This window comes from Rhodoferax sp. U11-2br (assembly GCF_018619435.1).
Lineage (GTDB): Bacteria > Pseudomonadota > Gammaproteobacteria > Burkholderiales > Burkholderiaceae_C > Rhodoferax.
On record NZ_JAHFZF010000003.1, the window covers coordinates 61,558 to 86,826 of the forward strand.

The following is a 25,269-nucleotide window of genomic DNA, read 5'->3' on the forward strand; positions in this document are numbered from 1 at the left end:
CCATGATCCCTACATCCTCGGTCAACGCCGAGCGCTACAAGGCCTTTGATTTGCTCGCCACCCTGGTGGCGGTGGTGCGCAGCGATGGCACCGTGCTGTTTGTCAACGCGGCCATGGAGGACGCGCTGGGTATGTCACGCCGCATCATTGTGGGCGCCCATTTCCCTGATTGCTTCACCCAGCCGGAGCATTTGCGCACCATTTTGACGGGAGTGGGTGGCAACGACTTTTCGGCCTTGCGTTACGACGCCGCCTTGCTGCGAGTCAGCCGTGACGCGTTGCCGGTGCATGTGATCGTGACCCTCACCGAAGGGCCAGAAATCATCGCCGAGCTCCTGCCGCTGGAGCAGCAGGCCCGGCAAGACCGCGAGGAGCGTCTGGCTGAGCAGGCTTTGGCCAACAAGGAGTTGATCCGCAATTTGGCGCACGAGATCAAAAACCCGCTGGGCGGGATTCGTGGTGCGGCCCAGTTGCTGGAGATGGAGTTGGCCTCGCCTGACCTCAACGAATACACCCAGGTCATCATCCATGAGGCAGACCGCCTGCAGTCGTTGGTGGACCGGCTGCTGGCGCCGCACCGCAAGGCGCATGTGGTGGGGGATGTCAACATCCATGAGGTGTGTGAGCGGGTCCGCTCGCTGATCCTGGCTGAGTTTCCCAAGGGCTTGCAGGTGGTTCAAGACTATGACACCTCGATTCCCGAGCTGCGCGGTGACCGCGAGCAGCTGATCCAGGCCTTGCTGAACATTGCCCACAATGCCTGCCAGGCCCTCTCAGAGCGCATCGCGCTGGGTGATGCCCGCATGACTTTTCGCACCCGGGTGGCGCGCCAGACCACCTTTGGCAAACAACGCTACCGGTTGGCATTGGAATTGCATGTGATGGACAACGGGCCTGGGGTGCCAGACTCGATCAAAGACCGTATTTTTTATCCGTTGGTGTCCGGACGTGAGGGAGGTTCCGGGCTAGGGCTGACATTGGCGCAAACCTTTGTCCAGCAACACCAGGGTTTGATCGAGTGTGACAGCTCTCCCGGATTGACTGATTTCAAGATACTGATTCCTCTGCCCTGACCCGCAGAATGGCACGCCGCAAGGTGGGCTGTACCCGGCCAGAGCGTGGGTACTTAACGAGGTGACCACACACTATGAAGCCCATCTGGATTGTTGACGATGACCAGTCGATCCGCTTCGTGCTTGAAAAAGCGCTCTTGCGTGACAACCTGCCCACCCGCAGCTTTACCAATGCCCGTGATGTCCTGAGTGCCCTGGACGACGACAGCGACCGCGGGCCGCAGGTGTTGGTCAGTGACATCCGTATGCCTGGCGGCTCCGGGCTGGACTTGCTGGAAAAAATCAAGGCCAAGCTGCCCGGCCTGCCGGTCATCATCATGACGGCGTATTCCGACCTGGACAGCGCGGTATCGGCGTTTCAGGGCGGCGCGTTTGAGTATCTGCCCAAGCCGTTTGACCTGCCCAAGGCGGTGGAGCTGATCCGCCGTGCGGTCGAAGAGAGTCAGCGCGAGGAAGTGGCTGAAGAACGTATCACCGAAGCCCCAGAAATGCTCGGCCAGGCACCCGCCATGCAGGATGTGTTCCGGGCCATTGGGCGCCTGAGCCAGAGCAATGTCACGGTCATGGTCACCGGTGAGTCGGGTTCCGGCAAAGAACTCGTCGCCAGAGCACTCCACAAGCACTCACCCCGCGCTAGTGGGCCGTTTGTTGCTATCAATACTGCTGCAATTCCGAAAGACCTGCTGGAGTCGGAGTTGTTTGGCCACGAACGCGGTGCCTTCACCGGTGCCCAAACCATGCGTCGTGGTCGGTTTGAGCAGGCTGATGGTGGCACCTTGTTTCTCGACGAAATTGGTGACATGCCGTTTGACCTGCAGACCCGTTTGCTGCGGGTGCTCTCGGACGGCCATTTTTACCGCGTCGGTGGCCATGGTGCGGTCAAGACCAATGTGCGGGTGATTGCCGCGACCCACCAGAATCTGGAGCAACGGGTCAAGGAAGGTGTGTTCCGCGAAGATTTGTTCCACCGACTCAACGTCATCCGCCTGCGCCTGCCCGCGCTGCGCGAGCGGCGCGAGGACATCCCCGCGCTGACGCGGCATTTCCTGCAGCAAAGCGCTGCCCAGCTGGGTGTGGAGCCCAAGCGGATTTCCGAGGCCGCGCTGGCCTGGCTCAGCGATTTTTCTTTTCCTGGCAATGTGCGCCAGTTAGAGAACATCTGCCACTGGCTCACCGTCATGGCACCGGCCCAGTTGATCGAACCCAAGGACTTGCCACCCGAGGTGGATGTGGCGCCCAGCGCTGCTCGGCCCCAGGCTGTGCCCGCCAGCCGTGCACCAGAGGCGGTCCAGTCCTTTCCCGCCGGATTGGCGGAAGCGGTGGCCAAACCCGTGCCAGCGCATGCTGCTGGCCAGGCTGCGGCACTTGCCCATCTGGATGATGCCGAGTTACGCGTGAGCGAGGTGGCGGCCGCAGCATTGGCGGAGCCCTCCAGCTGGGAGCTGGGTCTGGACGCCGATGCCCACGCGTTGCTGGCGACCGACCGCTGTGATGTGTGGGACGAACTGACCCGCCGTTTTGAGTCGCGCCTGATTCTGGCGGCCTTGGCCAGCACACGGGGGCGGCGCATCGAGGCGGCGCAACGCCTGGGTATCGGGCGCAACACCATCACCCGCAAAATCCAGGAGCTGGGTCTGGAATAGGGGCGGGTGGGGCAATGGCGGTGTGACGCAAGGGTATTGCCAGTCTGTAGACAATCCAAAGCCTCACAGACCACCCAAGGAGACACCCATGCCAGCAGCACATCACACCATCACCCTGGGCGGAGGCTGTTTTTGGTGCCTGGATGCGGTTTATGCCAAGGTCAAGGGCATTCAGTCGGTGGAGTCGGGTTACAGCAATGGCGATGTGGCACAACCCACTTACGAACAAGTCTGTACTGGCCGCACCGGGCATGCCGAGGTGGTTAAGCTGGTGTTTGACCCAGGCCAGATCAGTCTGCGCGAGATACTGGAAATTTTCTTTGTCATCCATGACCCGACCACACTCAACGCCCAGGGCAACGACCATGGCAGCCAGTACCGCAGCGGCATCTACTATGTGGACGCCAGCCAGCAGCAGGTGGCGCAGGACATCATCCAGGAGCTGGTGGCCAGCGGTATTTACACGCGCCCCATCGTGACCGAGGTGCTGCCCTTGCACAACTACAGTGCTGCCGAGGACTACCACCAGGACTTTTTTGCGCGCAATCCACACCAGGGCTACTGCCTGGCGGTGGCGGCACCCAAGGTGGCCAAGTTCAGGAAAACCTTTGCCCGTCTGGCGCTGGATTGACGTCAGGGGGGTCTGCAGAGGTCAAATTGCGCACCATCGGCGTGGAGGATGGGAGAAAATAGCCGTGCCCCACACGTCTCTTTGAGAAAGTGACTCCATGGACCTCAAAAGCCTGATCGACATCCCCAGCAAGCTGCCTACCATCCCGAAGTTGGGCCAGCAGCTTTTGGCCAGTTTTGGTGCTGAGCAGGTGTCGGTGACCGAGATCAGCAACCAGCTTGCCGCCGATCCGGCCTTGAGCGCCAAATTGCTCAAGCTGGCTAACTCGGCCTATTTCCAGGTCTCGCACACCATCGGCACGGTTGATGGGGCGCTGCAGATGCTGGGCCTGGTGATGGTGCGCAATCTGGTGCTGGGCAGCACCGTGGCGGCGGCCTACAAGGCCACGCCCGGTCTGGATTTGCCACAGTTCTGGCGCTACAACCTGGAAACCGCCTGTGCCGCACGTTGGCTGGCAGAACGTACCGGCTTCAACGCCGATCGGGTGTTCACGCTGGCCTTGTTACATGCCATTGGTCAGTTACAACTGCATGCCATCGTGCCACAGACCATGGCCCCGCTGGACCAGCAAATGAGTGTGTTGCACCCGGGTCGCCCGCAGCTGGAGGTGCGCACGCTGGGATTCCATTACGGTGATGTGTCGGCCGAACTGGCTTTGTCGTGGAATTTGCCGCTGCCTTTGGTGGACGCACTGCGCCACATCGTGGACCCGCTGGCGGCGCCTGAATTTCTGGAGGCGGCGGCTCTGGTGCATATGGGGGCGTGGCGTGCCCGCGCCGAGGTGCTGGGCTGGAGCGACGCGGAGCAGGTTGCCAACTACCCGTTTGATGTGGGTGAACGGCTGTACCTGCAACCCAACTGGACCCCCGCGCTGGCAGCGCAATCACACCCCGAAGCGCTGCAGCTGATGCCTTCCCTGGCCGAACTGACCCAGGGCCTGGACGCCTTGTTTGATTGAACCCGATCCCCGGCCCCGGACCTGAGGGTCCTGTGCCTGCAGGCCAAGCCAGTGTGCCCTTGGCCAGACCGTGTGTGTGGTGCAGATCGCACCACGCTGATCCATGTACACCTTCAGTGGCGAAAGCGAGCTCATGAAACTCAAGCACCTGATTGACCAGCCCGACAAAATGCCCACCATTTCCAAAGTGGGCCAGAAACTCATTGCCAGTTTCAACGATGACGAGGTGTCGGTCAGCCAGATTGCCGAGCAGCTGGCGCTGGACCCGGCCTTGAGTGCCAGAGTGCTGCGGTTGGCCAACTCGCCCTATTTCAAGGTACCGCGCAGCATCGAGACGGTCGAGGCGGCACTGCAGACACTGGGTCTGGTGATGGTGCGCAACCTGGTGATTGGCAGCACGGTGGCCGCAGCCTTCAAGGCCACGTCGGGGCTGGACCTGAAGCAGTTCTGGCGCTACAACCTATACACCGCCTGTGCCTCGCGCTGGTTGGCGAGCCAGGCCGATGTGGATGCCGACCGGGTTTTCACGCTGGGGGTGATGCATGCCATTGGTCAGCTGCACATGCATGTGGTGATGCCGGCAGAACTGGTGGCGCTGAACAAACAAATGAGTGTGCTTGATACCCGGCGAGCGCAACTGGAGCTCGATGCGTTTGGCTTCCACTATGGTGACGTGTCGGCTGAGTTGGCGCATGTCTGGCATTTCCCGCTCTCGCTGGTGGATGCACTGCGCCACGTGGCCCAGCCCCTGGCCGCCCCCAATTTTTCAGAAGCGGCTGCCTGGGTGCATCTGGGGGCCTGGCGCGCCAGTGTCGAGGTGCTGGCCCTGGGTTACAAGGCCCAACTGGACTGTTACCCGTTGGCGGTGGCCAGGCGGCTGCATCTGAACTTGGAGCCGAACTGGACACCCGCGCTGGCCGAAGCCGGCCACCGGGATGCCCGGGGGGTGATGCCCCCCTTGGCCGAACTGAGTGGTGGTCTGGAGGCTCTGTTTGAGTGAGCCGCTGCCGTGCCCACGCACCGGCTGGTGCGGTTGAATTGACCTGTATCAAAACTCGTCCGGCCTAGAATCCAAGGGCTGGACTGCCCCCAAGCAGACACCATCTGCCAGCCCTTGTTCTAGCCCACCACACAACCCGTCAGATGGGGTTTGAAGCTGTCACCGGGAGCTTGCCATGACCACCGTCTGCCTGAGCATCTTTCACTTCGAATCCGCGCTGCAGCGGCTATGGGTGGTCGGCCAAATGGCCTGGGCGCGCGCGCCGCTCAACAACATGCCCGACCTGCAGTTCTACAAGCTGCTGGGCTCTGGCACGGGCGAGGGTTTCACGCCCCAACCCAACACCGCGGTCTGGGGCATCTTCACCGTCTGGCCAGATGAAGCCACGGCCCGCCAACAGATCGCCAACCAGGCACTGTTCAAACAATGGCGCGCCAAGTCAGACGAGCACTGGACGGTCTACCTCAACCCGATATCTGCCAAAGGTTTGTGGGGTGGCAAGGTCCCCTTCACCGCCGACAACTATGACTCCAACGCCACGCCGGACGGCCCGCTGGTGGCGCTGACCCGGGCGCAGGTCAAACTCGGTGCCGCCACCCGTTTCTGGAGCCGCGCGCCCAACATATCGCAGATGATTGGCGCCGACCCGAACGTGGTGTTCAAGATCGGCATGGGCGAGACGCCGCTGTTCTACCAGATGACCTTTTCGATCTGGCCCGATGGCCAGTCGATGGCGGCTTTTGCGCGCGGCAACACCTACCACGGTAAAGCCATTCAGTCGGCCTATGCCGAGAAATGGCTGGTGGAGTATTTTTTTGCCCGCTTCCGCTTGCTTGGCAGTGAGGGCAGCTGGAAAGGCCAAGACCCGCTGGCCGCTCTGACCAAGACCTCGCCCGCCCATCAGCCGACTGCGCTTGCTGAAGCCGAAGTAGCCTGAATCACAAGCCTTTTTGGCCTGTATCACTTATTCCATAAGGGCTGGTAGCTATAAATAATGAATAAACAGACGGCTTAGGCTCTGATCTCAGTTCTGCTTCATGCCCGCCACCAACTGGGTGACGTTGTGCTGCATCAGCTTCAGGTAAGTGCTGGCTGGCTCACTGGGGCTGGAGAGGGCGTCCACATACAGCTTAGAGCCCAGGGTCACGCCGGTGTCCTTGGCAATTTGCGCCAACAGCTTGGGGTTGCTCATATTTTCCACAAACACCGCGCGGATCTTGTCCTGCTTGATCTGGCGGATCAGCTTGGCCACCTCTTTGGCACTGGGCTCACCCTCGGTTGAGATGCCTTGGGGCGCCAGGAAGCGGATCTGGTAACGCGCGCCAAAGTAACCAAAAGCGTCGTGTGAGGTGATCACCTGGCGTTGACGCGGGCTCAAGCTGGCCAGCTGCTCTTTGGCAAAGCTATCCAGCGTATCAAGCTCCTTGATATAGGCATCGCTATTTTTCTGGTAGCCTTCAGCCCCCTGTGGATCGAGGCTTGAGAGCGATTTGGCAATGTTTTTCACATACAGCTTGACATTGGTCGGGTCTTGCCAGGCGTGCGGGTCGGTGGCCGAGTGGCCATGGTCATGCCCATGCGCTTCTTCGGCGGGCATGCTGCGTGGTTTGACACCCTGGCTGGCCACCAGGGTCGGGCCAGCGTAAGCGGCTGACTTGGCCAATTTTTGCGCCCAGGGTTCAAAGTTCAGGCCGTTGATGACGAACAGGCGTGCACCCAGAATCGCCTTGGCGTCGGCTGGAGAGGGTGTGAACTCATGCGCATCGGCATCTGGCCCGACCAGCGCCTGCACCTTGACGCGTTCACCGCCCACCACCTGCACCAGGTCGGCCAGGATGCTGAAGCTGGCCACCACCGGGATCGGTTCGGCGGCGTGGCTGCTCTGCAGCAGCAAAGGGGCACTCAGGGCGGCGCAGGCCAACCATTTCAAGGTCAGTCGTTTCATGGGATATTCCTTTCAGGATGTAAAGACAGGACTCAAGCCACCCGGTGCGGGCGCTTGAGCAATTTGGGTAGCCAGCCACCCGGCGACAACAGCAATGACAAGGCATACAACACCCCGGCACAGCCAATGATGGTGGGGCCACTGGGGGTGTCCAGGTGGTAAGACAGCAGCAGCCCGGCCAGGCTGGCCAGCATGGCCTGCAGGCTGGCGTTGACCAGCTGGGCGCTCAGGTGTTCATGCCAGAGCCGCGCCGAGACGGCGGGCAGCATCATCAGGCCGACCGCCATCAGCGTACCCAGGGTCTGAAAGCCAGCCACCAAGTTGAGCACCACCAGCATCAGAAAGCCCTGTTGCCAGACCCAGCCCCGGCCGCCAGCGGCGCTCAGGTACACCGGGTCAAAGGTCTCCAGCACCAGGCCACGGTAACCGGCGGCCAGCAGCAGCAGGCTCAGGCTGGCGACACCGGCCACCAGCAGCAGCCCGGGTGCGTCGACACCAAGTGCGCTGCCAAACAGAATATGCAACAGGTCCAGCTGGCTGCCTTGGCGCGAGATCAGCGCCACACCAATGGCCAGCGCCACCAAGTACAGTGCAGCCAGACTGGCGTCTTCTTTGAGGTTGGTGGCGCGGCTGACCAGCCCGGCAATGCCGGCCACCAGCAGTCCCGCCACCACGCCACCGAGTGCCATGGCTGGGAGGGACAGGCCAAACAGCAAAAAACCCACCGCCACACCGGGCAGCACCGCATGGCTCAGCGCATCACCGAGCAGGCTCATGCGCCGCAGCGTCAAAAACACACCCAGCGGCGCGGCGCTGAGTGATAGCGCCAGCGTGGCCACCAGCGCGCGTCGCATGAAGGCAAATTCGGCAAACGGGCCAATCAGGCTGTCCCACAACCAGGGCGCGATCGTCATACGAGCTCCCGCTTCGGTGAGGGCAACTCGTCGGTGTGGCAGATGTCGGCATGGTCGTCCCAGGCCTCGGCCAGGGCGCGGGCGCGTTGCAGGTTGGGCCCGGTCAGCACCGTGCGCGTGTCGCCCCAGGCCACCAGCTCACGCGCCAGCAGCAGCGTTTGGTCAAAGTGGGCACGTACCTGCTCGTCGTCGTGTAACACCGCCACCACGGTGCGGCCCTCGGTGTGCCAGCGGTGGACCAGGGTCAACAGCGCCTCGGTGGTGCGGCTGTCCATGGCGTTGAAGGGTTCGTCAAGCAAGATCAGATCAGCGGCCTGCACCATCAGCCGGGCAAACAGCACCCGTTGCAATTGCCCGCTTGAGAGCGAGCCCACGCTGCGCTGCTCAAAACCGGTCAAGCCGACCTCGGTGATGGCATTGGCCACGCGTTGCCGCAGCGCGGGTGTGACCCGGCCCCAGGCGCCGCTGGCAGACCAGCAGCCCAGCTGCACACAGTCCTGCACCGACATCGGAAACGTGCGGTCAATCTCGGTGAGCTGGGGCATGTAGGCAATGCGTGCGCGTGGGGTGTTCACCTGCACCCGCCCACCCGCCGGGCGCAGCAGGCCCATGATGCTTTTGAGCAGGGTGCTTTTGCCCGAGCCATTGGGGCCAATCACCGCGGTCAGCGACCCGTCGACAAAACGGCCGCTGATGTGGTGCAGGGCTGGGTGCTGGCGGTAACTCACCGTCAGGTTCTCGACCGTCACCATGGCTGCACCTCGGCGCTGGCCCAGAGCACGGCCAGCCAGAGCAGCAGCAACACCGGCAACACAAGCAGCAGCCGCTGCCAGGCGGGCCAGCCCAGCACACTGCCGCGCAGGCCTGGGTTTGACTCGCGTAGGTTGCCCTGCGCTGCCGGATGGGTGTGGGTATGACCCGCGCCATGGTCGTGGTGTTGACCTGGCGCGGGCTGGGTGGCTGGGCTGTGGGGGGGGTGAGAAGAGGGCATCAAACAGAGCGGCTGTTTCGCTAGTGCAACTGGGTTGCGGTATAGTGTATCGCAATTGACTTGCATTTTTGAGTTAATGCAACTCAATGGCAATAATCTTGATTTGAGGCCCACACCATGACGGTTTCTTCTGCACACCCGGCGCACACGGACCCCATCGACGCGCTGCTCTCGGCCCACGGCTTGCGACGCACGGTGGCGGCGCGCCTGGTCTTGGGCTGGTTTCTGGCGCACGCCGATACCAGTTACACCCATGCGCAGTTGTTGTCGGCCTTGCAGGGCGCCGAGCCCGACAAGGGTGTGACGCTGGACCGTGTCACGCTGTACCGCCTGATCGACCGGCTGACCCAGGTGGGCCTGTTGTTGTGCCGGGTGGACGCCAACCGGGTGCGCCGTTACCAGGCCATGCCCGAGAGTGTCAAAGCCATGCCGCACTTTGAATGCCAGACCTGCCACCGCGACAGCCCGCTGGCCGGTGCGTTGCAAGGCAATGCGCTGGACCTGGAAGCCGCCGCCCAAAATGCCTTGCAGGCGCTCAAGGCCTTGGGTTATGAGGGCCTGAGTCTGGATCTGGCGGTGCGTGGTGTCTGTGCCGACTGCGCCAGCGCGGCGGCAGTGCAGGCCAAGGTCGACGCATGATCCACAGCACCGGGCTCAGTTACCACTACCCGGGCGGTGCCATGCTGGCGTTTCCAGATGTGGCGGTGGCGCCCGCCACGGTGTTGTTGCTCAGTGGCCCCTCGGGCTGTGGCAAATCGACGTGGCTGGCGCTGGTGGCGGCGTTGGTGGCGCCCACGGGTGGCCAACTGGAGGTGGCCGGGCAGTCACTGACCACGCTCAAGCCTGCTGCTGCCGATGCCTGGCGCGCCCGGACCATCGGGTTTTTGCCCCAGAAATTGCATTTGAGCGCTGCGCTGACCGTGTACCAGAATCTGGCCATGGCGCAGTGGGCGGCCGGTGTGCCGGAAAACGCTGCACGCATCAAGCAGGCGCTGGCGTCATTGGGTGTGGCCGAGTTGTCCGCGCGCCTGCCCGCACAGCTCTCGGGTGGGCAGGCGCAGCGGGTGGCGCTGGCGCGTTCGGTGCTGCTGCAGCCCGCAATGATCCTGGCCGATGAACCCACCGCGAGCCTGGACGATGCCGCTGCCGCCGATGCGGTGGCGCTGCTGCTGGCCACCGCCCAAACCCAAGGCGCGACCCTGGTGATTGCCACCCACGATGCCCGGGTGGCCCAGCTGATCCCGCCCAAGCCTGATGGTAAAAATGGCTTTGAGCCCTTATTCTTAAAGGGTCAGTAGCTATGGAATACACAGCGTGAAGACCTTGTTGTTGGCCTGGCGTTACCTGTGGGCGCGGCCCCTAGGTGCGGCACTTAATGTGCTGCTGCTGGCGCTGGGTCTGGCGTCGATCACTTTTTTGCTGCTGGTGGGCTACCAGCTGGAGCGCGCTTTTGACCGCGATCTGGCCGGTATCGATGTGGTGGTGGGTGCCAAGGGTAGCCCGATGCAGCTGATCCTGAGCGGTGTGTTGCATGTGGATGTGCCGACCGGCAATGTGCCGCTCAAAGCCATTCGTGAGCTTGAAAGCCACCCGCAGGTGGCGCAGATCATCCCGATCAGCCTGGGTGACAACTTCCGCGCCTACCGCATTGTGGGCACCAGCACCGATTACATCCGCCACTACAACGCGCAGCTGGCGCAGGGCCAGCTCTGGACCACGCCGATGCAGGTGGTGCTGGGCTCGACGGTGGCGCGACAGCTTGGCCTGCGGCTGGGCCAGACCTTTGTTGGCTCGCACGGTCTGGCCGCGGGTGGCCATGTGCATGGTGACAGTACCTACACCGTGGTGGGCATCCTGCAGCCCAGCGCCAGTGTGCTGGACCGCCTGATCCTGACCGACACGGCCTCGGTCTGGAAGGTGCACGAGGACTACACCGCGCTCGATGACGAGGATCGTGCGGTGATGGAGGACGAGCGCGAGATCACCCTGGCGCTGGTGCGCTACACAACCCCGATGGCGGCGCTGACCTTCCCGCGTTATATCAACAGCAGCACCGACATGCAGGCCGCCGCGCCAGCGGTTGAGATCACCCGGCTCTTGCACATGTTGGGCCTGGGCACCGAGGTGCTGCGTGCGTTTGCGGCGGTGCTTTTGCTCACTGCGGGGCTGAGTGTGTTCATCGCGTTATGGAGCGCGGTGCGTGAGCGCCGGGCCGACTTGGCGCTGCTGCGCATGCTGGGCGCACCGCCCCGGCGGGTGGCGGCTTTGCTGCTGTGTGAGGCGCTCTGGCTGGGCCTGCTGGCGGGCGCACTTGGCTTGCTGCTGGGCCAGGGCTGCACCGCCGCGCTGGGCTGGTTCCTGCAACTCGACAGCTCACTGCTGGTGGGCGGCTGGGTCTGGCCGCCCGATCTGTGGCTGGTGCCAGCCTTGGCGTTGGTCGTTTCACTGGGGGCGGCGCTGCTGCCGGCGCTGGGGGCGTACCGCGTCAGTGTGCTGGAACTGCTGCAGGGCCGATGAATACCGATCTGTTGTTGTCCATCCCCCTTGAACTTAGTCTGGAGTTTGTATGAAAAAAAGCCTTCTAGCCCTTATTTTGATTGGATCATCTGCTGCATTTAGCATAGCTGCGACGGCGCCGCTGGACAAAACCACCCAAGAAGACATCGCACGCCACCGGGCCATGGCCACCGCGCACGAAAACGCGGCCAAATGCCTGGAGTCGGGCAAGTCCGACGAGGTCTGTGAAAAGCAGTTGCAGGTGGAATGCAAGGGCCTGGCGATTGGCAAGTTTTGCGGCATGAAACACACCCACTAACATCCATGAGTTTCACCAAGGGGTTGTCCATGACGGATGGGTTGCGCGCCACAGGGCGCTTGGGCTGGCGGGGTGTGGCGCTGACTGTCCTGCTGTTGGCGACGGCCGCGCCAACACTGGCTCAGCTTAGTTCACCGATGGCCGGTGTGCCTGCGGGTACCGGCCCGGGTGTGCACAGCCCCAACAGCCCGTTTGCGCCGCTGGTCGAACGCGCCGATGTTTTGCCATGGTCGCTGCTGTCGGATGTCAAGGTCAACGTGGTCAAGAAACGGGTGCTGCCGACCTTTCCCGCCGCCGTGCTGGCGCTGGACGGCAAGACCCAGCGGGTGCAGGGTTTCATGATGCCGCTGAGCCCGGGTCAGAAACAAACCCATTTCCTGCTGACCTCGGTGCCGCTGACCTGCGCCTTCTGCACACCCGGCGGGCCCGAGAGCATGATCGAGGTCAAGACCCGAACCCCGGTCAAGTACTCGCTGGAGCCGGTGTTGGTGGAGGGCACCTTGGCCGTCTTATCAGACGATCCGACGGGTCTGTATTACCGCATGCAGGATGGTCAGCAAACCAGGTGAACCAGCCCGTCCAAACACGGTTTCTGCCTTGAATCTGGGCCGGACTTGATCCTTGTCATGTTTTGCGTGCAAAACATGTCGCACAGTAGGGCTTTAGGCCGTATTGAGCTGATTGACAAGGAGCCAAACCATGAAAGCGTTGCAAGATCTTTTTTCCACTGACTACGGGCTGATGAGCCTGGTGGTCATCGCGGTGGTGATTGTGGGCCTGGGCGGGGCGTACGCCGTTTTGTTCAAGAAAATCGCCGAATCCGAGCGGTCTTCACACCAGTAAACCGTTGCTGGATGCCCGGGCTGCCAGCCCCGTCCATCCTGTAGATCCTCTCACAAAAGCCACCTCGGTCAGCGCCGAGGTGGCTTTTGTGTTTTCATACGCTGTCGTTGTTATCCCATGTGTCGTCTGAAGTGAACAGTCCTGTTGTCTCGGCCTTGTTGCCAGTGGTTTTTTTGATTGCTATCGGGTTCATCGCTGTTCGAGCTGGACTGATCCGGGTGGAGGCCAACAAGGACCTCTCCAACCTGGTGTTTTCGGTGCTCACACCGGCCTTGCTGTTTCGCACCATGAGCACGGTGCATGTGGAGCAGCTCAACTTCCGGCCACTGCTCATGTACTTCGCTGCGGTGCTGCTGCTGTTCATGGGCGTTTTTGTGGGCAAGGGCCGCGACCACCGGGCCGCCGTGCTGGCGCTGGCGTGTACCTTCAGCAACACCGTGATGATTGGCATCCCGCTGATCAGCCTGGCCTACGGGCAGGCCGGCATGGTCACGCTGCTGACCCTGGTGTCGGTGCATTTGCTGGTGATGTTGACCATCACCACCGTGGTGTTGGAGATGGCCAGTGCCCGCCAGGCGCGCTTGGCCGGGCAGGGCGGCCAGCAACACATGGCGCTGACGGTGTTGTTGGCCTTGAAGGGCGGACTGATCCACCCGGTGCCGATGCCGATCATTGCGGGTTTGTTGTTTGCGCAGACCGGGCTGGTGTTGCCCGAGGTGGTGGACCGGCCGCTGCAGTTGCTGGGCGGTGCCTTTGGCCCGGTGGCGCTGGTGCTGGTGGGCGCGATGCTGACACAGGTGCAGATTGGAACCCACCTGAAAGCGGCGCTGGGCATCAGCCTGCTGAAAAACCTGGCCCTGCCTTTGCTGGTGGCGCTTTTGGGCTTGGGGCTGGGCATGGCGGGCCCCACATTGAACGTGATGATCGTCACCGCCGCCTTGCCCATGGGCGCTAATGTGTTCCTTTTTGCCCAGCGCTACGAGGTGGCGCAAGAGCTGGTGACCGCCAGCCTGGCGGTGTCCACTCTGCTGGGCCTGCTGACGATTTCGCTGGTGATGGCCTTGGTGGCCTGGCTCGGCTGAGGGTTTGGCACTGCGGGTCCGGCGTTTCTGCCGGGTTTGTCCCGATGTGTCTTGACTTGACGCGTTGTGGTGCCGCCCTCACACTGGTTGTGATGAGGCTTTGATGCGGCCGCCTTGGCTCCCACCCATTGTCCACTGACTTCACCCGGCTAGGCCTTTTGCTCTGCCCCAACTGTCTGATGGCATCTGGTGAATCATGTATATGAAAATATGCATTTAATATATAATTTTGATAAATTTTATAGTTTGATGTTGAAAAAATGGAGTTAAAGCATGAAAAACACAGACGCTGTGCAAAGTGGGGCAACACCTGTCTCGGCCATGAACCGGGTCACCCAAGACTTGGCCATCAGTGAGTTTTTGGCGTTTAAGCTGGGCGAGGAAGAGTACGGCATCGACATCTTGCGGGTGCAGGAAATCCGCTCGTTCGAGCGTCCCACCCGCATGGCCAATGCGCCCGAACATATTTTGGGGGTGGTCAACCTGCGTGGTGTGATCGTGCCGGTGGTGGACATGCGCATCAAGTTTCAGCTCAACCCCGTCAACTACGACAGTTTCACCGTGGTGATTGTTCTGAACATTGGCAGCCGGGTCGTGGGCATGGTGGTGGATGGTGTCTCTGATGTCATCACCCTGAGCCCGGAGCAACTGCGCCCGGTGCCCGAGTTGTCTTCGGCCATTGGCAGTGATCACTTGTTGGCCATTGGTTCGCTGGAGAACCGCATGTTGATTCTGATTGACATCGAAAAACTCATGTCCAGTGCGGATCTGGGCTTGGTGTCCAGTCTGGTGCACTGAGCGCCGGAGCAACAGTTTCAACTTGGGGAGACAGCGATGAGTATGTTCAGCAATCTGAAAATATCCACCCGGCTCAGCTTGGGTTTTGCGGCCATCACCCTGGCTTTTCTGGCCTTGTCCGTTTTCACCGCGTGGCGCATGCAGGAGGTGTCGCTGGCCACCGGGCGTATGGAAGCACAAACACAGTTGCTGGATTTGGCGGAAAGGTGGCAAGCCAATGTGCGTCAAAACTCTGCCCGCTCTGTGGCCATCGCGTACTCGCCCGGGCCAGCCATGTTTGAACTCTTCAAGCCTGACTTGTTGGCCACCACCGCCAACACCTCTAAGACCCAAAAAGAATTTCTGGAGCTGGCCAAAGCCAAAGGCAGCGCAACCACCCAGCAGCGTGCTGATGCGGTGGGTGAGGTTCGCAAATCCTGGGTGGCGATGCGTGACCAGTCCAACGCCATGAAGGAAGCGGGCGACGAAGCCGGAACCCAGGCACTGGTGCGCGACAAGCTGATGCCCGCGACCACGCAGTACATTCAGGTGCTGCAGGTTCTGGTCGATGGTCAGCTTGCCGAGGTTGCGGCCTCCCGCGTGGAGATTGAGGCCATCTTGAACGAGGTGTTTGTGCTGGGTGGTGTGTTGCTGGCGTTGTGTGTTGGCATCGCGGTCTTTGCCAGCTGGAGCATCTCACGCGGTATTGCCAAAGGCATCGGCTTGGCCAGTAGCGCTGCGGAGCGTTTTGGCGAAGGCGACCTGAGCCAGACCCTGCCGCAGGACGGCAAAGACGAAATCTCTCACCTGTTACAAGCCCTCTCCAAAATGCAAGCCAGCCTGGTCGGGGTGGTTCAACGTGTGCGCCAGGGCTCAGAGTCGGTGGCCACCGCCAGCTCCGAAATCGCCCAGGGCAACCACGACCTCTCCAGCCGTACCGAGTCGCAAGCCAGTGCTCTGGAGGAAACCGCTGCCTCCATGGAAGAACTGTCCTCCACCGTCAAACAAAACGCAGACAACGCACGCCAGGCTAACCAACTGGCCCAAAACGCCAGCAGCGTCGCTGCACAAGGCGGTGAGGTGGTGGCCCAGGTGGTTGACACCATGAAAGGCATCAACGAAGCGTCACGCAAGATCAGCGACATCATCAGCGTGATCGATGGCATTGCCTTCCAGACAAACATCCTCGCTTTGAACGCCGCCGTCGAAGCCGCGCGTGCAGGGGAACAAGGCCGTGGTTTTGCAGTCGTCGCCAGCGAGGTGCGTAGCCTGGCAGGCCGCAGTGCTGACGCCGCCAAAGAGATCAAGACCCTGATCAACAACAGCGTCGAGCGGGTTGAACAAGGCACTGCCCTGGTGGATCAAGCGGGCACCACCATGACCGAGGTGGTCAACTCGATCAAACGCGTGACCGACATCATGGGTGAAATCAGTGCCGCCAGCAATGAACAAAGCCAGGGTGTGAGCCAGGTGGGAGATGCGGTGACACAGATGGATCAGGTCACCCAGCAAAACGCGGCCTTGGTGGAAGAGATGGCCGCAGCGGCGAGCAGCCTCAAGAGCCAGGCACAAGACCTGGTGGGAACGGTGGCGGTGTTCAAGCTCGGGGCAGGGGCGGGTGGCTTTTTGGCCCCCGCAGCACGTAGCAGTACCGCCACCCATCACGACACCCCCAAACCGGTGGCAGCCGCCACCAAGGTGAGCGCCAAGCGGGCGACCAAGCCCGCCCCCCAAACAGCCAGCCTGCCCCATGACCGTGGCGGCAAGGCTGGCAATGACGAGTGGGAGAGCTTCTGAGCGGCGGCAGCCCTGGCACAGGCGCTCTGGCCCTCAGAACAGCACCTCGATGCGCATCAGGCTGGCCACGGCTCGGCCAGCTCTGAGCCCCGGTTCAAACACGGCCTGCTTGAACCGCTGTGTCACCTCTTGGGTAAACCAGTCAGGCGCTTCGGTCAGTTCCACGTCCACCTGGGTCACCTCACCGGCCTGATTGATCCACAGCAACAGTTGCAGGCGGCCAGGCACCTCGGGTGACGCAATGTCTTCCAGCTCGATCTCGCTGGCGGGCAGCGCAACGCGGGAGAGAAACTCCGAGGGCAAATAGCCGTTCTCGCTGTCTGACGGAAGTTCAGGGCTTGGCTGCTGCTGCGGGGTGAGGGCCCGTTCCTCTGGTTCAGCGGTGTGAGGCGCAGGCGGTGCCAGTGCAGGCGCCTGCAGGGACAGCTTGTGAGCTGTCTGTGGCTCGCTTTGGGCGGGGCTCACCAACCTCAGGATCACCCGCTGGTCCGGCTGGCCGCGCAGCCAGGAGGGCAGCTGCCAGATCCGGTGGGTCGGCCAGAGCAGCAGCGCATGCAGCAGCAGCGACAGCAGCAAGGCGCACAGCAGGCCCCCCCACGCTCTGGTTAAACCGACACTCAGGGTGCCAGGCGCTCTCGAATCCATAGTTGTGAGCCCTTTTCAGATAAGGGCTGCAGGCCATAACGAAGCCTGTCGTGCAGGCGGCTCTTGCGCCCTTGCCAGAACTCCCAGCGCTCGGGTTTCAGGCGGTAACCGCCCCAGTGGGGTGGGCGGGGTGGTTGCAGCAGAAACTGGGCGCCATACCTGGCGGCGTTGGCCACCAACACACCGCGCCCGCTGATCACCTGGCTTTGCGGGCTGGCCCAGGCGCCAATGCGGCTGTCGAGCGGGCGGCTGTTGAAGTAGGTGTCACTCTCGGTTTCACTGACTTTTTCCACGATGCCTTCGATGCGCACCACACGTTCGAGCTCGACCCAGTGGAACTGCAGCGCAGCATACGGGTTGCCCGCCAGTTCCTGGCCTTTGCGAGAGTCGTAATTGGTGTACCAGACAATGCCGCGTTCGTCATAACCCTTGATCAACACCACGCGGGTGCTCGGGCGCAGATCGCTGCTCACGGTGGCCAGCGTCATCGCATTGGGTTCGGGCACCTCGGCGTGGATGGCTTCTTGCAGCCACTGCTCAAACTGTTTCAGCGGGTCGGCGTGGGAGGCGTCTTCGTTGAGTTCGGCACGTTCGTAACTTTTGCGCAGGTCGGCTAATGTGGTCATGTCGGCAGTATAAAGAAGCAGTCTGGGGCGAGGGCGCCTAAGAGGCGCTCGTAACCGCCAAGTACCTGGTGAAACACCGCCAGAGACCAGACTGGGTTACCATTGAGTATGTAATTTAGTTACTAAAAATTTCAACCATCATGAAACTCAATACCACCGTTGACGCCGTCACCCAGCGCATCATCCAGCGCAGCCAACCCACACGCAGCGCCTATCTGGCGCAGGTACAGGCCGACGCGCAACGCCCGCCGGGTGCACAGCGCATGGGTTGCGCCAATGTGGCACATGCGTTTGCGGCCTTGCCGGGCAACGACAAGTTGCGTGTGGTGACCGAGAAAGCGCCCAACATCGGCATCGTCACCGCTTACAACGACATGTTGTCGGCCCATGCGCCGCTGGGCCATTACCCGGATCTGATCAAGGCCGAGGCCAGGCTGCATGGCGCCACCGCCCAGGTCGCTGGGGGCGTGCCCGCGATGTGCGACGGTGTTACCCAGGGCCAACCCGGCATGGAACTGAGCCTGTTTTCGCGCGACGTGATCGCCATGGGCACTGCGGTGGCGCTGAGCCACGATGTGTTTGCCGGTGCGCTGATGCTGGGTGTGTGTGACAAGATCGTGCCGGGCCTGCTGATTGGCGCGCTGCAGTTTGGACATTTGCCGACCGTGTTTGTGCCTGCTGGGCCAATGACCACCGGCCTGTCCAACAACGACAAATCCAAGGTGCGTGAAAAAGCCGCGCAAGGCCTGGTGGGCCGCCCCGAATTGCTGGCCGCCGAGTCGGCCGCCTACCATGGTGAGGGCACCTGCACCTTCTACGGCACCGCCAACAGCAACCAGATGCTGCTCGAAGCCATGGGCCTGCATGTGCCGGGCACCGCCTTCATCAACCCGGGCGCCAGCATCCGTGACGAACTCACACGCGAAGCCCTGCGCACCGTGCTGGGCAGTGCGGACTACAAATGCCCGCCGATTGGCCTGGTCGTGGACGAGCGCTGTATCGTCAACGCCATGGTGGCCTTGTTGGCCACCGGTGGCTCGACCAACCACCTGATCCACTGGGTGGCGGTGGCGCGTGCGGCAGGCATCGTGATCGACTGGGACGACTTCTCGGCCCTGTCGGACGTGGTGCCGCTGCTGACGCGTGTTTACCCCAATGGCAGTGCTGATGTGAACCAGTTCCAGGCGGCAGGTGGTCCCGGTTTTGTGATCCGCGAGCTGCTCGACGGTGGTTTCATGCATGCCGACGTGTTGACCGTGCGCTCCGGTGGGCTGCGCGAGTACACCCGCGTGCCCGCAGCACCGGCGCCGGTTTCTGAGGAAAAAACGTCTCCAGCCCTGATCTGGCAAGAGATTGGCGCTAGCAAAGATGAGTCTGTGGTGCGCCCGGCCAGTGAGCCGTTCAGCGCCAGCGGTGGCCTGAAACTGTTGCTCGGCAACCTGGGCCGCAGCGTGATCAAGATCTCGGCTGTTCCCGATGACCGTCATGTGATCGAGGCGCCCTGCCGCGTGTTTGACTCGCAAGACGCCCTGCAAAAAGCCTTTGCCGCCAACGAACTCAACCAGGATGTGGTGTGTGTGGTGCGCTGGCAGGGTCCCAAGGCCAACGGCATGCCCGAGTTGCACAAACTCACTCCGCCGCTGGCAGTGTTGCAGGGCAAGGGTTTCCGCGTGGCGCTGGTGACTGACGGACGCATGAGTGGTGCCTCGGGCAAGGTGCCTGCGGCCATTCACGTCTCGCCCGAAGCGGTGGCAGGTGGCCCGCTGGCGCGGGTGCGCGACGGTGATGTGATCCGGCTTGACGCCCCGGCGGGCACGCTGCAGGTGATGGTGCCAGATGCGGAATGGGCGGCGCGCGAGGTCGCTCACATGCCGGATGCCCTGCGCGCTGCCAATGGCGTTGGCATGGGGCGCGCGCTGTTTGCCAGCATGCGACGCAACGCCAGCAGCGCCGAAGAGGGCGCCTGCAGCTGGTTGTGATACCAAGCACGGTCTTTACCCACCCCCAACTGTCATCCTGATCCCGCCGGGCGTGCTCGCCTGGCGTGCTTTTCTTCCCTTTTTTAGAAAGTTTTCATGAACGCAAACACCTCTTTGACCGCCCTGCAGGTCATGCAAGACGCACCGGTGATCCCGGTCATTGTGTTGAACGATGTGGCACACGCGGTGCCGCTGGCACGTGCTTTTCTGGCCGGTGGCATCCGTATGCTGGAGGTGACCTTGCGCACGCCGCAGGCGCTGGCTTGCATCGAAGCGATTGCGCGTGAGGTACCCGAGGCCATGGTGGGTGCTGGCACGGTGCGCAGCGCGTCTGATGCCCAGGCCGCAGCCAATGCCGGGGCCCGTTTTGCGGTCAGCCCGGGTTACACCAGCGCGGTAGGTCAGGCCTGTCGCGATGCCAAACTGGCGCTGTTGCCCGGTGTGGCCACCGGCAGTGAAATCATGCGTGCGAGTGAAGACGGCTTCACCGAGCTCAAGTTTTTCCCCGCAGTGCAAGCCGGTGGTGTGGGCATGCTCAAGGCCTGGGGGGGGCCGTTTTTTGACGTGAAGTTCTGCCCCACTGGCGGCATCACGCTGCAAAACGCGCCCGATTTCCTGGCTCTGCCCAATGTGGTGTGTGTGGGCGGCTCCTGGCTGGTGCCAGCCCAGGTGGCCGAGTCGGGTGACTGGGGTCGTGTCACCCGTTTGGCGCTGGAAACCAAGGCCTTGCACCAATAGCTTCTGGCCCGCGCTGGCGCCAGCCCGGTGCTGGTATCAGCGCAAACCCAGACCGCCGCTGCCTTCGGCGCGCTCGATCAGCTCGATCTTGTAGCCGTCCGGGTCAACCACAAAAGCGATCACCGTGCTACCGCCCTGAACTGGACCGGCTTCACGGGTGATCTTGCCACCGGCCGCGCGGATCTTGTCGCAGGCGGCCTTGGCGTCTGGCACCCCCAGCGCGATGTGGCCATAGGCCGTACCCATCTCATAACTCTCCACCCCCCAGTTGTAGGTCAGCTCAATCTCGGCCTGGCCGGGGTTGCCGCCCTCGAAGCCGAGGAAGGCTAGGCTGTATTTGTACTCCGGGTTGTCCGACTGGCGCAGCAGGGTCATGCCCAGCACCTGGGTGTAGAAGTCGATGGCGCGTTGCAGGTTGCCGACGCGCAGCATGGTGTGAAGAATTCGCATGGTGGAAGCTTAAAAAAATTGAAACAAGGGGTGAGATCAAGACTTGGCTATATCGCGTTAGCAAACCAGGGTCTTGGGCCGTTTTCAGGCCATGGTTGGGGAATAATGGCGCCTATTTTCAACCAACCCGAGTAGATCATGCCTGCGTTTACCAAAGTCGTTTTGTTCACCGATACCGATGGCCGCGCCCATTTTCGCGAGGAAACCGTCGCGTTGGAGCCCGTCAAGCCCCAGGTGGCCTTGTCGGCCCTGATGCCCTCTGGCGGTATGCAGTTGCGCCACAGCCCGGTGGGTTTTGTCAGCGGGATGCATTGCACCACCGACCCACAGTGGGTGTTTATTCTGGGTGGCCAGATGGAGATTTTCCTGCAGGACGGCAGCTCGCGTATTTTCAAGGCTGGTGAACACTTTTACTCGGCCGACGTGGTGCCCGAAGGCCAAAGCTTTGACGCCAGCGTGCATGGCCACTGGAGCCGCCAGGTTGGACCTGACGAGCTGGTGACACTGTTTGTGCGCAGCTAACCAAAGCCATCACACCAGCAACTGCTGGAGTGTTGGTTGGCTATTGATTGAGTAGCTATTGGCCCTTATGGATAAAGGGCTAGAGCGCTAAAAGGTTAAAAAAAACTGGGGGCGAAAGCCCCCTTGTTGTGTGGCTCAGCGGCTGCTGGGGCCACGTGAACCACCACCAGTGGGACCACCTGAGCGGCCACCACGGCTGCCGGAGCGGTTGCCACCACCCGAGCGGCTCGGGCCACTGCCAAAACCTGCGCCTGCCGGGCCTGCATTGCGGTTGCCGCCACCAAAACCACCCCCACTGCGACGCGGTCCGCGGTCAGACATCATGTCGACGCTGGTGCGCATCGGGTCGGGCTGACCACCGGCGCCACGTGCGGGTGCCGGGGCCGGGCCACCGTAGCCGCCGCCGTTGCCACCACCGTAACCACGTGCCGGGCGTTGACCCGGGCCACGCACCGCTTGTTCAGCGGCGGACAAATGGCTGCGCGGCTCCATGCTGCGGCCACCACCGTCGCCATCAAAGTTGCCGTCGTTGCGCGGGTTGGCCGGGCGGCCTTCACCACCGGCTGGACGGGGGCCTCGGCCACCACCACCGCTGCGGCCACCACGGCCAGCGCCACCGTTTGCCGGGCGGGCGGCACCCGGGCCCTTGCTTTCGCGCACACGTGTCAGCATCTCGGTGCGGGCGGCCTTGGCGGCAGCCATCATCACGTCACGGCTCGGTGGTTTGCCAGCGCCGCCCCAGATGGTCTGGCGGCCCATGGCGATGGGTTCGGCCTTTTCGCCGGGTTCAGGCATGAACTCGGCAATGATCTGCACCGGAATGTCTTGTTTGGTAAAGCGTTCAATGGCTTGCATGAAGCCTTCTTCGTCCAGGCTCACCAGGCTGACCGCCTGGCCTTCGGCGCCAGCACGGCCGGTGCGGCCAATGCGGTGCACATAGTCTTCGCAGACATTGGGGATGTCGTAGTTCACCACATGCGGCAGGTCGTCGATGTCGATGCCACGGGCGGCAATGTCGGTGGCCACCAGGGCGCGCACGTCACCGCTCTTGAAGTCAGCCAGCGCCTGGGTGCGCGCGGTCTGGCTCTTGTTGCCGTGCAAGGCCATGGCATTGATGCCGTTCTTGGTCAAAAACTCGGCCACATTGTTGGCGCCAAACTTGGTGCGGGTGAACACCAGCACCTGGCTCCAGTTGTGTTCTTGCACGATGTGGGCGAGCAAGGCCTTTTTCTTGCCACGACCCACGGGGTGGATCAGCTGGGTGATGCGTTGCACCGTGGTGTTGCGCGGGGTGACCTGCACACTTTGCGGATTTTTCAGCAGGGTGGCGGCGAGTTCACGGATTTCGTCGCTGAAGGTGGCGGAGAACAACAGGCTCTGTTTGTCCTTAGGCACCGCAGCCAGCACTTTTTTCACGTCATGGATGAAGCCCATGTCGAGCATGCGGTCGGCTTCGTCGAGCACCAGGATCTGCACCTGGCCCAAGTCGAGCATGCCTTGTTGCATCAGGTCCAGCAGACGGCCGGGGGTGGCCACCAGAACGTCCACACCTTTTTTCATGCGGCTGATTTGGGGGTTCATGCCGACACCACCAAACACGGCAGCCGAGCTGATCTCCAGGTATTTGCCGTAGGTTTGCACCGATTCTTCGACCTGGGCCGCCAGTTCGCGGGTGGGGGTTAGCACCAGGGCGCGGATGCCGATGCCACCAAACTTGTTACGCGGCGCTTCCTGTGCGCAGAGTTTGTTGAGCATGGGCAGCACAAAAGCAGCGGTTTTGCCGGTGCCAGTCTGGGCGCCGCCCAACAGGTCATGGCCGTCAAGCACCAGCGGGATCGCCTGGGCCTGGATCGGCGTGGGGTTTTCATAGCCTTGCTCGAGCACAGCTTTGATGATGGCCGGAGCCAGATTGAGTTCTTCAAATTTCATGGTGAGGTGCACCCCATCCAGGGTGCCAGGACATCAGCCCGTTTTGGCGCGTTGTCGCGACAATTCAGTCAAAGGCAGATGGGATCAAAAACGGAGCCTCACACATGATGAAACTCCCAGCAAGGTGCTGACGTCTCAGGTAACTGAAGTCCTGAAACAGCAGCGATTGTCGCACGGACACGGTGACTGCTGCTGCGCTAGCGTCGATAATGGGGCTTTTTCACAGAAGCAACATTCAAGTCCTATGGCTCAATACGTATTTTCGATGAACCGCGTTGGCAAGATCGTGCCACCCAAGCGGCATATCCTGAAAGACATTTCGCTGAGTTTCTTCCCTGGTGCCAAGATTGGTGTGCTCGGCACCAACGGTTCAGGCAAATCCACTTTGCTGAAGATCATGGCTGGTGTGGACAAGGACATCGAAGGTGAAGCCATTCCGATGGCCGGGCTCAACATCGGTTATCTGCCGCAGGAGCCGCAGCTGGATCCGGCCCAGACCGTGCGCGAAAGCATCGAGTCGGGCATGGGCAAGGTGTTTTCCGCCAAGGCGCGCCTGGAAGAGGTGTACATCGCCTACGGTGCAGAAGATGCAGACTTTGATGCGCTGGCGGCGGAACAGGCCGAGCTGGAGGCGATCATCGCCACCGCCGGCACCGACTCCGAGCACCAGCTGGAAATTGCGGCTGACGCGCTGCGTCTGCCACCCTGGGATGCGGTGATTGGTGTGCTCTCAGGGGGGGAAAAGCGCCGTGTGGCTCTGTGCCGCCTGTTGCTGAGCCACCCCGACATGTTGTTGCTGGATGAACCCACCAACCACTTGGATGCCGAATCGGTGGACTGGCTGGAGCAGTTTTTGCAGCGTTACAGCGGCACCGTGGTGGCCATCACCCACGACCGCTACTTTCTGGACAACGCGGCCGAGTGGATTCTGGAACTTGACCGTGGCGCTGGCATTCCCTACAAGGGCAATTACAGCTCCTGGATGGAGCAGAAGCAGGCGCGGTTGGAGCAGGAGCAAAAGGGTGAAGAGTCGCGCGCCAAGACCCTCAAGAAGGAGTTGGAGTGGTCGCGTCAGAACCCCAAGGCACGCCAGGCCAAGAGCAAGGCCCGTCTGGCCCGTTTTGAAGAGCTGTCTGATTTTGAATACCAGAAGCGCAACGAAACCAATGAAATTTTCATCCCGGTGGCGGACCGCCTGGGCAATGAGGTCATTGAGTTCACCAACGTCAGCAAGTCCTTTGGTGACCGTCTGCTGATTGACAACCTGAGCTTCAAGGTGCCTGCGGGCGCCATTGTGGGCATCATCGGCCCCAACGGCGCCGGTAAATCCACCTTGTTCCGCATGATCTCCGGCCAGCAGCAGCCCGACAGCGGCACGGTCAAGATCGGTCAAACCGTCAAGATGGCCTTTGTTGACCAAAACCGTGACGATCTGGCCAACGAAAAAACCGTCTGGGAGGATGTCTCGGGCGGCCTGGACATGCTCAACATCGGCAAGTTCACCATGGCCAGCCGGGCCTACTGTGGCCGCTTCAACTTCAACGGTGCGGACCAGCAAAAACGTGTCGGCTTGTTGTCGGGCGGTGAGCGCGGTCGCTTGCATCTGGCCAAGACGCTGATTGCCGGCGGTAATGTGCTGATGCTCGATGAACCGTCCAACGATCTGGACGTGGAAACCTTGCGTGCCCTGGAAGATGCCTTGCTGGAGTTCGCTGGCTCGATCATGGTGATCAGCCATGACCGCTGGTTCCTTGACCGGATTGCCACCCACATCCTGGCCTGCGAGGGCGACAGCCAGTGGACCTTCTACAACGGCAACTACCACGACTACGAAGAGGACAAGAAAAAACGCTTGGGTGAAGAGGGCGCCAAACCCAAACGCATGCGTTTCAAGGCGCTGAAGTAGGCTCT

At 61.9% G+C, this 25,269-nt stretch carries 27 protein-coding genes; 19 read left to right on the plus strand and 8 right to left on the minus strand.

What is annotated here, in order from left to right:
- Positions 1 to 2 precede the first annotated feature (2 nt).
- The 6 genes from glnL (at position 3) to crtA (ending at position 6,242) form a co-directional block, all read left to right on the plus strand.
- Positions 3 to 1,073 (plus strand): nitrogen regulation protein NR(II), encoded by a 1,071-nt coding sequence (gene glnL / locus KKO72_RS02720; protein ID WP_251140413.1) that lies wholly within the window; start codon positions 3 to 5, stop codon positions 1,071 to 1,073.
- Positions 1,074 to 1,147: 74 nt separating this feature from the next.
- The gene (gene ntrC, locus KKO72_RS02725) at positions 1,148 to 2,716 is read left to right on the plus strand and encodes a nitrogen regulation protein NR(I) (RefSeq protein WP_214935230.1); all 1,569 of its coding nucleotides are present in this window, start codon (positions 1,148 to 1,150) and stop codon (positions 2,714 to 2,716) included.
- A gap of 88 nt (positions 2,717 to 2,804) precedes the next feature.
- Positions 2,805 to 3,347, plus strand: a complete 543-nt coding sequence (gene msrA, locus KKO72_RS02730) for a peptide-methionine (S)-S-oxide reductase MsrA (RefSeq protein ID WP_214935233.1) — start codon at positions 2,805 to 2,807, stop codon at positions 3,345 to 3,347.
- A gap of 97 nt (positions 3,348 to 3,444) precedes the next feature.
- Positions 3,445 to 4,305: an HDOD domain-containing protein gene (locus KKO72_RS02735; protein WP_214935235.1), complete on the plus strand. Its 861-nt coding sequence runs from the start codon at positions 3,445 to 3,447 to the stop codon at positions 4,303 to 4,305.
- 133 nt (positions 4,306 to 4,438) lie between these two features.
- Positions 4,439 to 5,305 (plus strand): HDOD domain-containing protein, encoded by an 867-nt coding sequence (locus tag KKO72_RS02740; RefSeq protein ID WP_214935237.1) that lies wholly within the window; start codon positions 4,439 to 4,441, stop codon positions 5,303 to 5,305.
- Between the two features lie 175 nt (positions 5,306 to 5,480).
- On the plus strand, positions 5,481 to 6,242 hold the full coding sequence (gene crtA / locus KKO72_RS02745) for a spheroidene monooxygenase (RefSeq protein ID WP_251140414.1): 762 nt from the start codon (positions 5,481 to 5,483) through the stop codon (positions 6,240 to 6,242).
- 87 nt (positions 6,243 to 6,329) lie between these two features.
- On the opposite strand, the gene KKO72_RS02750 is transcribed toward crtA, so the two are convergent.
- Genes KKO72_RS02750 through KKO72_RS02765 form a run of 4 tightly spaced genes read right to left on the minus strand, consistent with a single transcriptional unit; the run spans position 6,330 to position 9,155 of the window.
- Positions 6,330 to 7,250, minus strand: a complete 921-nt coding sequence (locus KKO72_RS02750) for a metal ABC transporter substrate-binding protein (RefSeq protein WP_214935239.1) — start codon at positions 7,248 to 7,250, stop codon at positions 6,330 to 6,332.
- A gap of 32 nt (positions 7,251 to 7,282) precedes the next feature.
- Positions 7,283 to 8,164: a metal ABC transporter permease gene (locus KKO72_RS02755; protein ID WP_214935241.1), complete on the minus strand. Its 882-nt coding sequence runs from the start codon at positions 8,162 to 8,164 to the stop codon at positions 7,283 to 7,285.
- A complete protein-coding gene (aztA, locus tag KKO72_RS02760) occupies positions 8,161 to 8,916 on the minus strand; it encodes a zinc ABC transporter ATP-binding protein AztA (protein WP_214935243.1) in 756 nt (251 codons plus the stop codon). Before aztA ends, KKO72_RS02755 begins: the two co-directional genes overlap by 4 nt.
- Entirely contained in the window at positions 8,910 to 9,155 is a 246-nt protein-coding gene (locus KKO72_RS02765; protein ID WP_214935245.1) for a hypothetical protein, read from the minus strand. The genes aztA and KKO72_RS02765 overlap by 7 nt, the downstream gene beginning before the upstream one ends.
- A 117-nt stretch (positions 9,156 to 9,272) precedes the next feature.
- Here KKO72_RS02765 and KKO72_RS02770 point away from each other — a divergent pair, with 117 nt between their 5' ends.
- The 9 genes from KKO72_RS02770 to KKO72_RS02810 all read left to right on the plus strand — a co-directional run bounded on the left by KKO72_RS02770 (position 9,273) and on the right by KKO72_RS02810 (position 16,469).
- Positions 9,273 to 9,794 carry a Fur family transcriptional regulator gene (locus KKO72_RS02770; protein ID WP_214935247.1) on the plus strand — a complete coding sequence of 174 codons (522 nt, stop codon included), beginning with the start codon at positions 9,273 to 9,275 and terminating at the stop codon, positions 9,792 to 9,794.
- On the plus strand, positions 9,791 to 10,453 hold the full coding sequence (locus tag KKO72_RS02775) for an ABC transporter ATP-binding protein (RefSeq protein WP_214935249.1): 663 nt from the start codon (positions 9,791 to 9,793) through the stop codon (positions 10,451 to 10,453). The genes KKO72_RS02770 and KKO72_RS02775 overlap by 4 nt, the downstream gene beginning before the upstream one ends.
- Positions 10,454 to 10,469: 16 nt before the next feature.
- A complete protein-coding gene (locus KKO72_RS02780) occupies positions 10,470 to 11,672 on the plus strand; it encodes an FtsX-like permease family protein (RefSeq protein WP_214935251.1) in 1,203 nt (400 codons plus the stop codon).
- Positions 11,673 to 11,721: 49 nt separating this feature from the next.
- Positions 11,722 to 11,970 (plus strand): hypothetical protein, encoded by a 249-nt coding sequence (locus KKO72_RS02785; protein WP_214935253.1) that lies wholly within the window; start codon positions 11,722 to 11,724, stop codon positions 11,968 to 11,970.
- Between the two features lie 5 nt (positions 11,971 to 11,975).
- Entirely contained in the window at positions 11,976 to 12,539 is a 564-nt protein-coding gene (locus KKO72_RS02790; RefSeq protein WP_214935255.1) for a DUF3299 domain-containing protein, read from the plus strand.
- 130 nt (positions 12,540 to 12,669) lie between these two features.
- Positions 12,670 to 12,813: a DUF3149 domain-containing protein gene (locus tag KKO72_RS02795; protein ID WP_214935257.1), complete on the plus strand. Its 144-nt coding sequence runs from the start codon at positions 12,670 to 12,672 to the stop codon at positions 12,811 to 12,813.
- Between the two features lie 131 nt (positions 12,814 to 12,944).
- Positions 12,945 to 13,895 (plus strand): AEC family transporter, encoded by a 951-nt coding sequence (locus tag KKO72_RS02800; RefSeq protein WP_214935259.1) that lies wholly within the window; start codon positions 12,945 to 12,947, stop codon positions 13,893 to 13,895.
- A 321-nt stretch (positions 13,896 to 14,216) separates the two neighbouring features.
- Positions 14,217 to 14,693: a chemotaxis protein CheW gene (locus KKO72_RS02805; protein ID WP_214935532.1), complete on the plus strand. Its 477-nt coding sequence runs from the start codon at positions 14,217 to 14,219 to the stop codon at positions 14,691 to 14,693.
- Between the two features lie 36 nt (positions 14,694 to 14,729).
- Entirely contained in the window at positions 14,730 to 16,469 is a 1,740-nt protein-coding gene (locus tag KKO72_RS02810; protein WP_214935261.1) for a methyl-accepting chemotaxis protein, read from the plus strand.
- Positions 16,470 to 16,502: 33 nt separating this feature from the next.
- Here the strand turns inward: KKO72_RS02810 and KKO72_RS02815 are convergent, their stop codons facing one another.
- Together KKO72_RS02815 and pdxH are read right to left on the minus strand one after the other, a co-directional pair.
- Positions 16,503 to 17,114, minus strand: coding sequence for a hypothetical protein (locus KKO72_RS02815; protein ID WP_214935263.1), 612 nt, complete (start codon positions 17,112 to 17,114; stop codon positions 16,503 to 16,505).
- Positions 17,087 to 17,740 carry a pyridoxamine 5'-phosphate oxidase gene (pdxH, locus tag KKO72_RS02820; protein WP_214935265.1) on the minus strand — a complete coding sequence of 218 codons (654 nt, stop codon included), beginning with the start codon at positions 17,738 to 17,740 and terminating at the stop codon, positions 17,087 to 17,089. The genes KKO72_RS02815 and pdxH overlap by 28 nt, the downstream gene beginning before the upstream one ends.
- Before the next feature lie 140 nt (positions 17,741 to 17,880).
- Between pdxH and edd the strand changes: the two genes are divergently transcribed.
- Both edd and eda read left to right on the plus strand, forming a co-directional pair.
- On the plus strand, positions 17,881 to 19,719 hold the full coding sequence (gene edd / locus KKO72_RS02825; protein WP_214935267.1) for a phosphogluconate dehydratase: 1,839 nt from the start codon (positions 17,881 to 17,883) through the stop codon (positions 19,717 to 19,719).
- Between the two features lie 96 nt (positions 19,720 to 19,815).
- The gene (eda, locus tag KKO72_RS02830; protein WP_078363912.1) at positions 19,816 to 20,457 is read left to right on the plus strand and encodes a bifunctional 4-hydroxy-2-oxoglutarate aldolase/2-dehydro-3-deoxy-phosphogluconate aldolase; all 642 of its coding nucleotides are present in this window, start codon (positions 19,816 to 19,818) and stop codon (positions 20,455 to 20,457) included.
- A 36-nt stretch (positions 20,458 to 20,493) separates the two neighbouring features.
- Here the strand turns inward: eda and gloA are convergent, their stop codons facing one another.
- Complete coding sequence (gene gloA, locus KKO72_RS02835; RefSeq protein WP_214935269.1) at positions 20,494 to 20,907, minus strand: lactoylglutathione lyase; 414 nt, start codon at positions 20,905 to 20,907, stop codon at positions 20,494 to 20,496.
- 138 nt (positions 20,908 to 21,045) lie between these two features.
- Between gloA and KKO72_RS02840 the strand changes: the two genes are divergently transcribed.
- Entirely contained in the window at positions 21,046 to 21,429 is a 384-nt protein-coding gene (locus tag KKO72_RS02840) for a hypothetical protein (RefSeq protein WP_214935271.1), read from the plus strand.
- 135 nt (positions 21,430 to 21,564) lie between these two features.
- Here the strand turns inward: KKO72_RS02840 and KKO72_RS02845 are convergent, their stop codons facing one another.
- Positions 21,565 to 23,358, minus strand: coding sequence for a DEAD/DEAH box helicase (locus tag KKO72_RS02845; RefSeq protein WP_214935273.1), 1,794 nt, complete (start codon positions 23,356 to 23,358; stop codon positions 21,565 to 21,567).
- A gap of 244 nt (positions 23,359 to 23,602) precedes the next feature.
- Between KKO72_RS02845 and ettA the strand changes: the two genes are divergently transcribed.
- Positions 23,603 to 25,264, plus strand: coding sequence for an energy-dependent translational throttle protein EttA (gene ettA / locus KKO72_RS02850; RefSeq protein WP_214935275.1), 1,662 nt, complete (start codon positions 23,603 to 23,605; stop codon positions 25,262 to 25,264).
- The last annotated feature ends 5 nt before the right edge of the window (positions 25,265 to 25,269 follow it).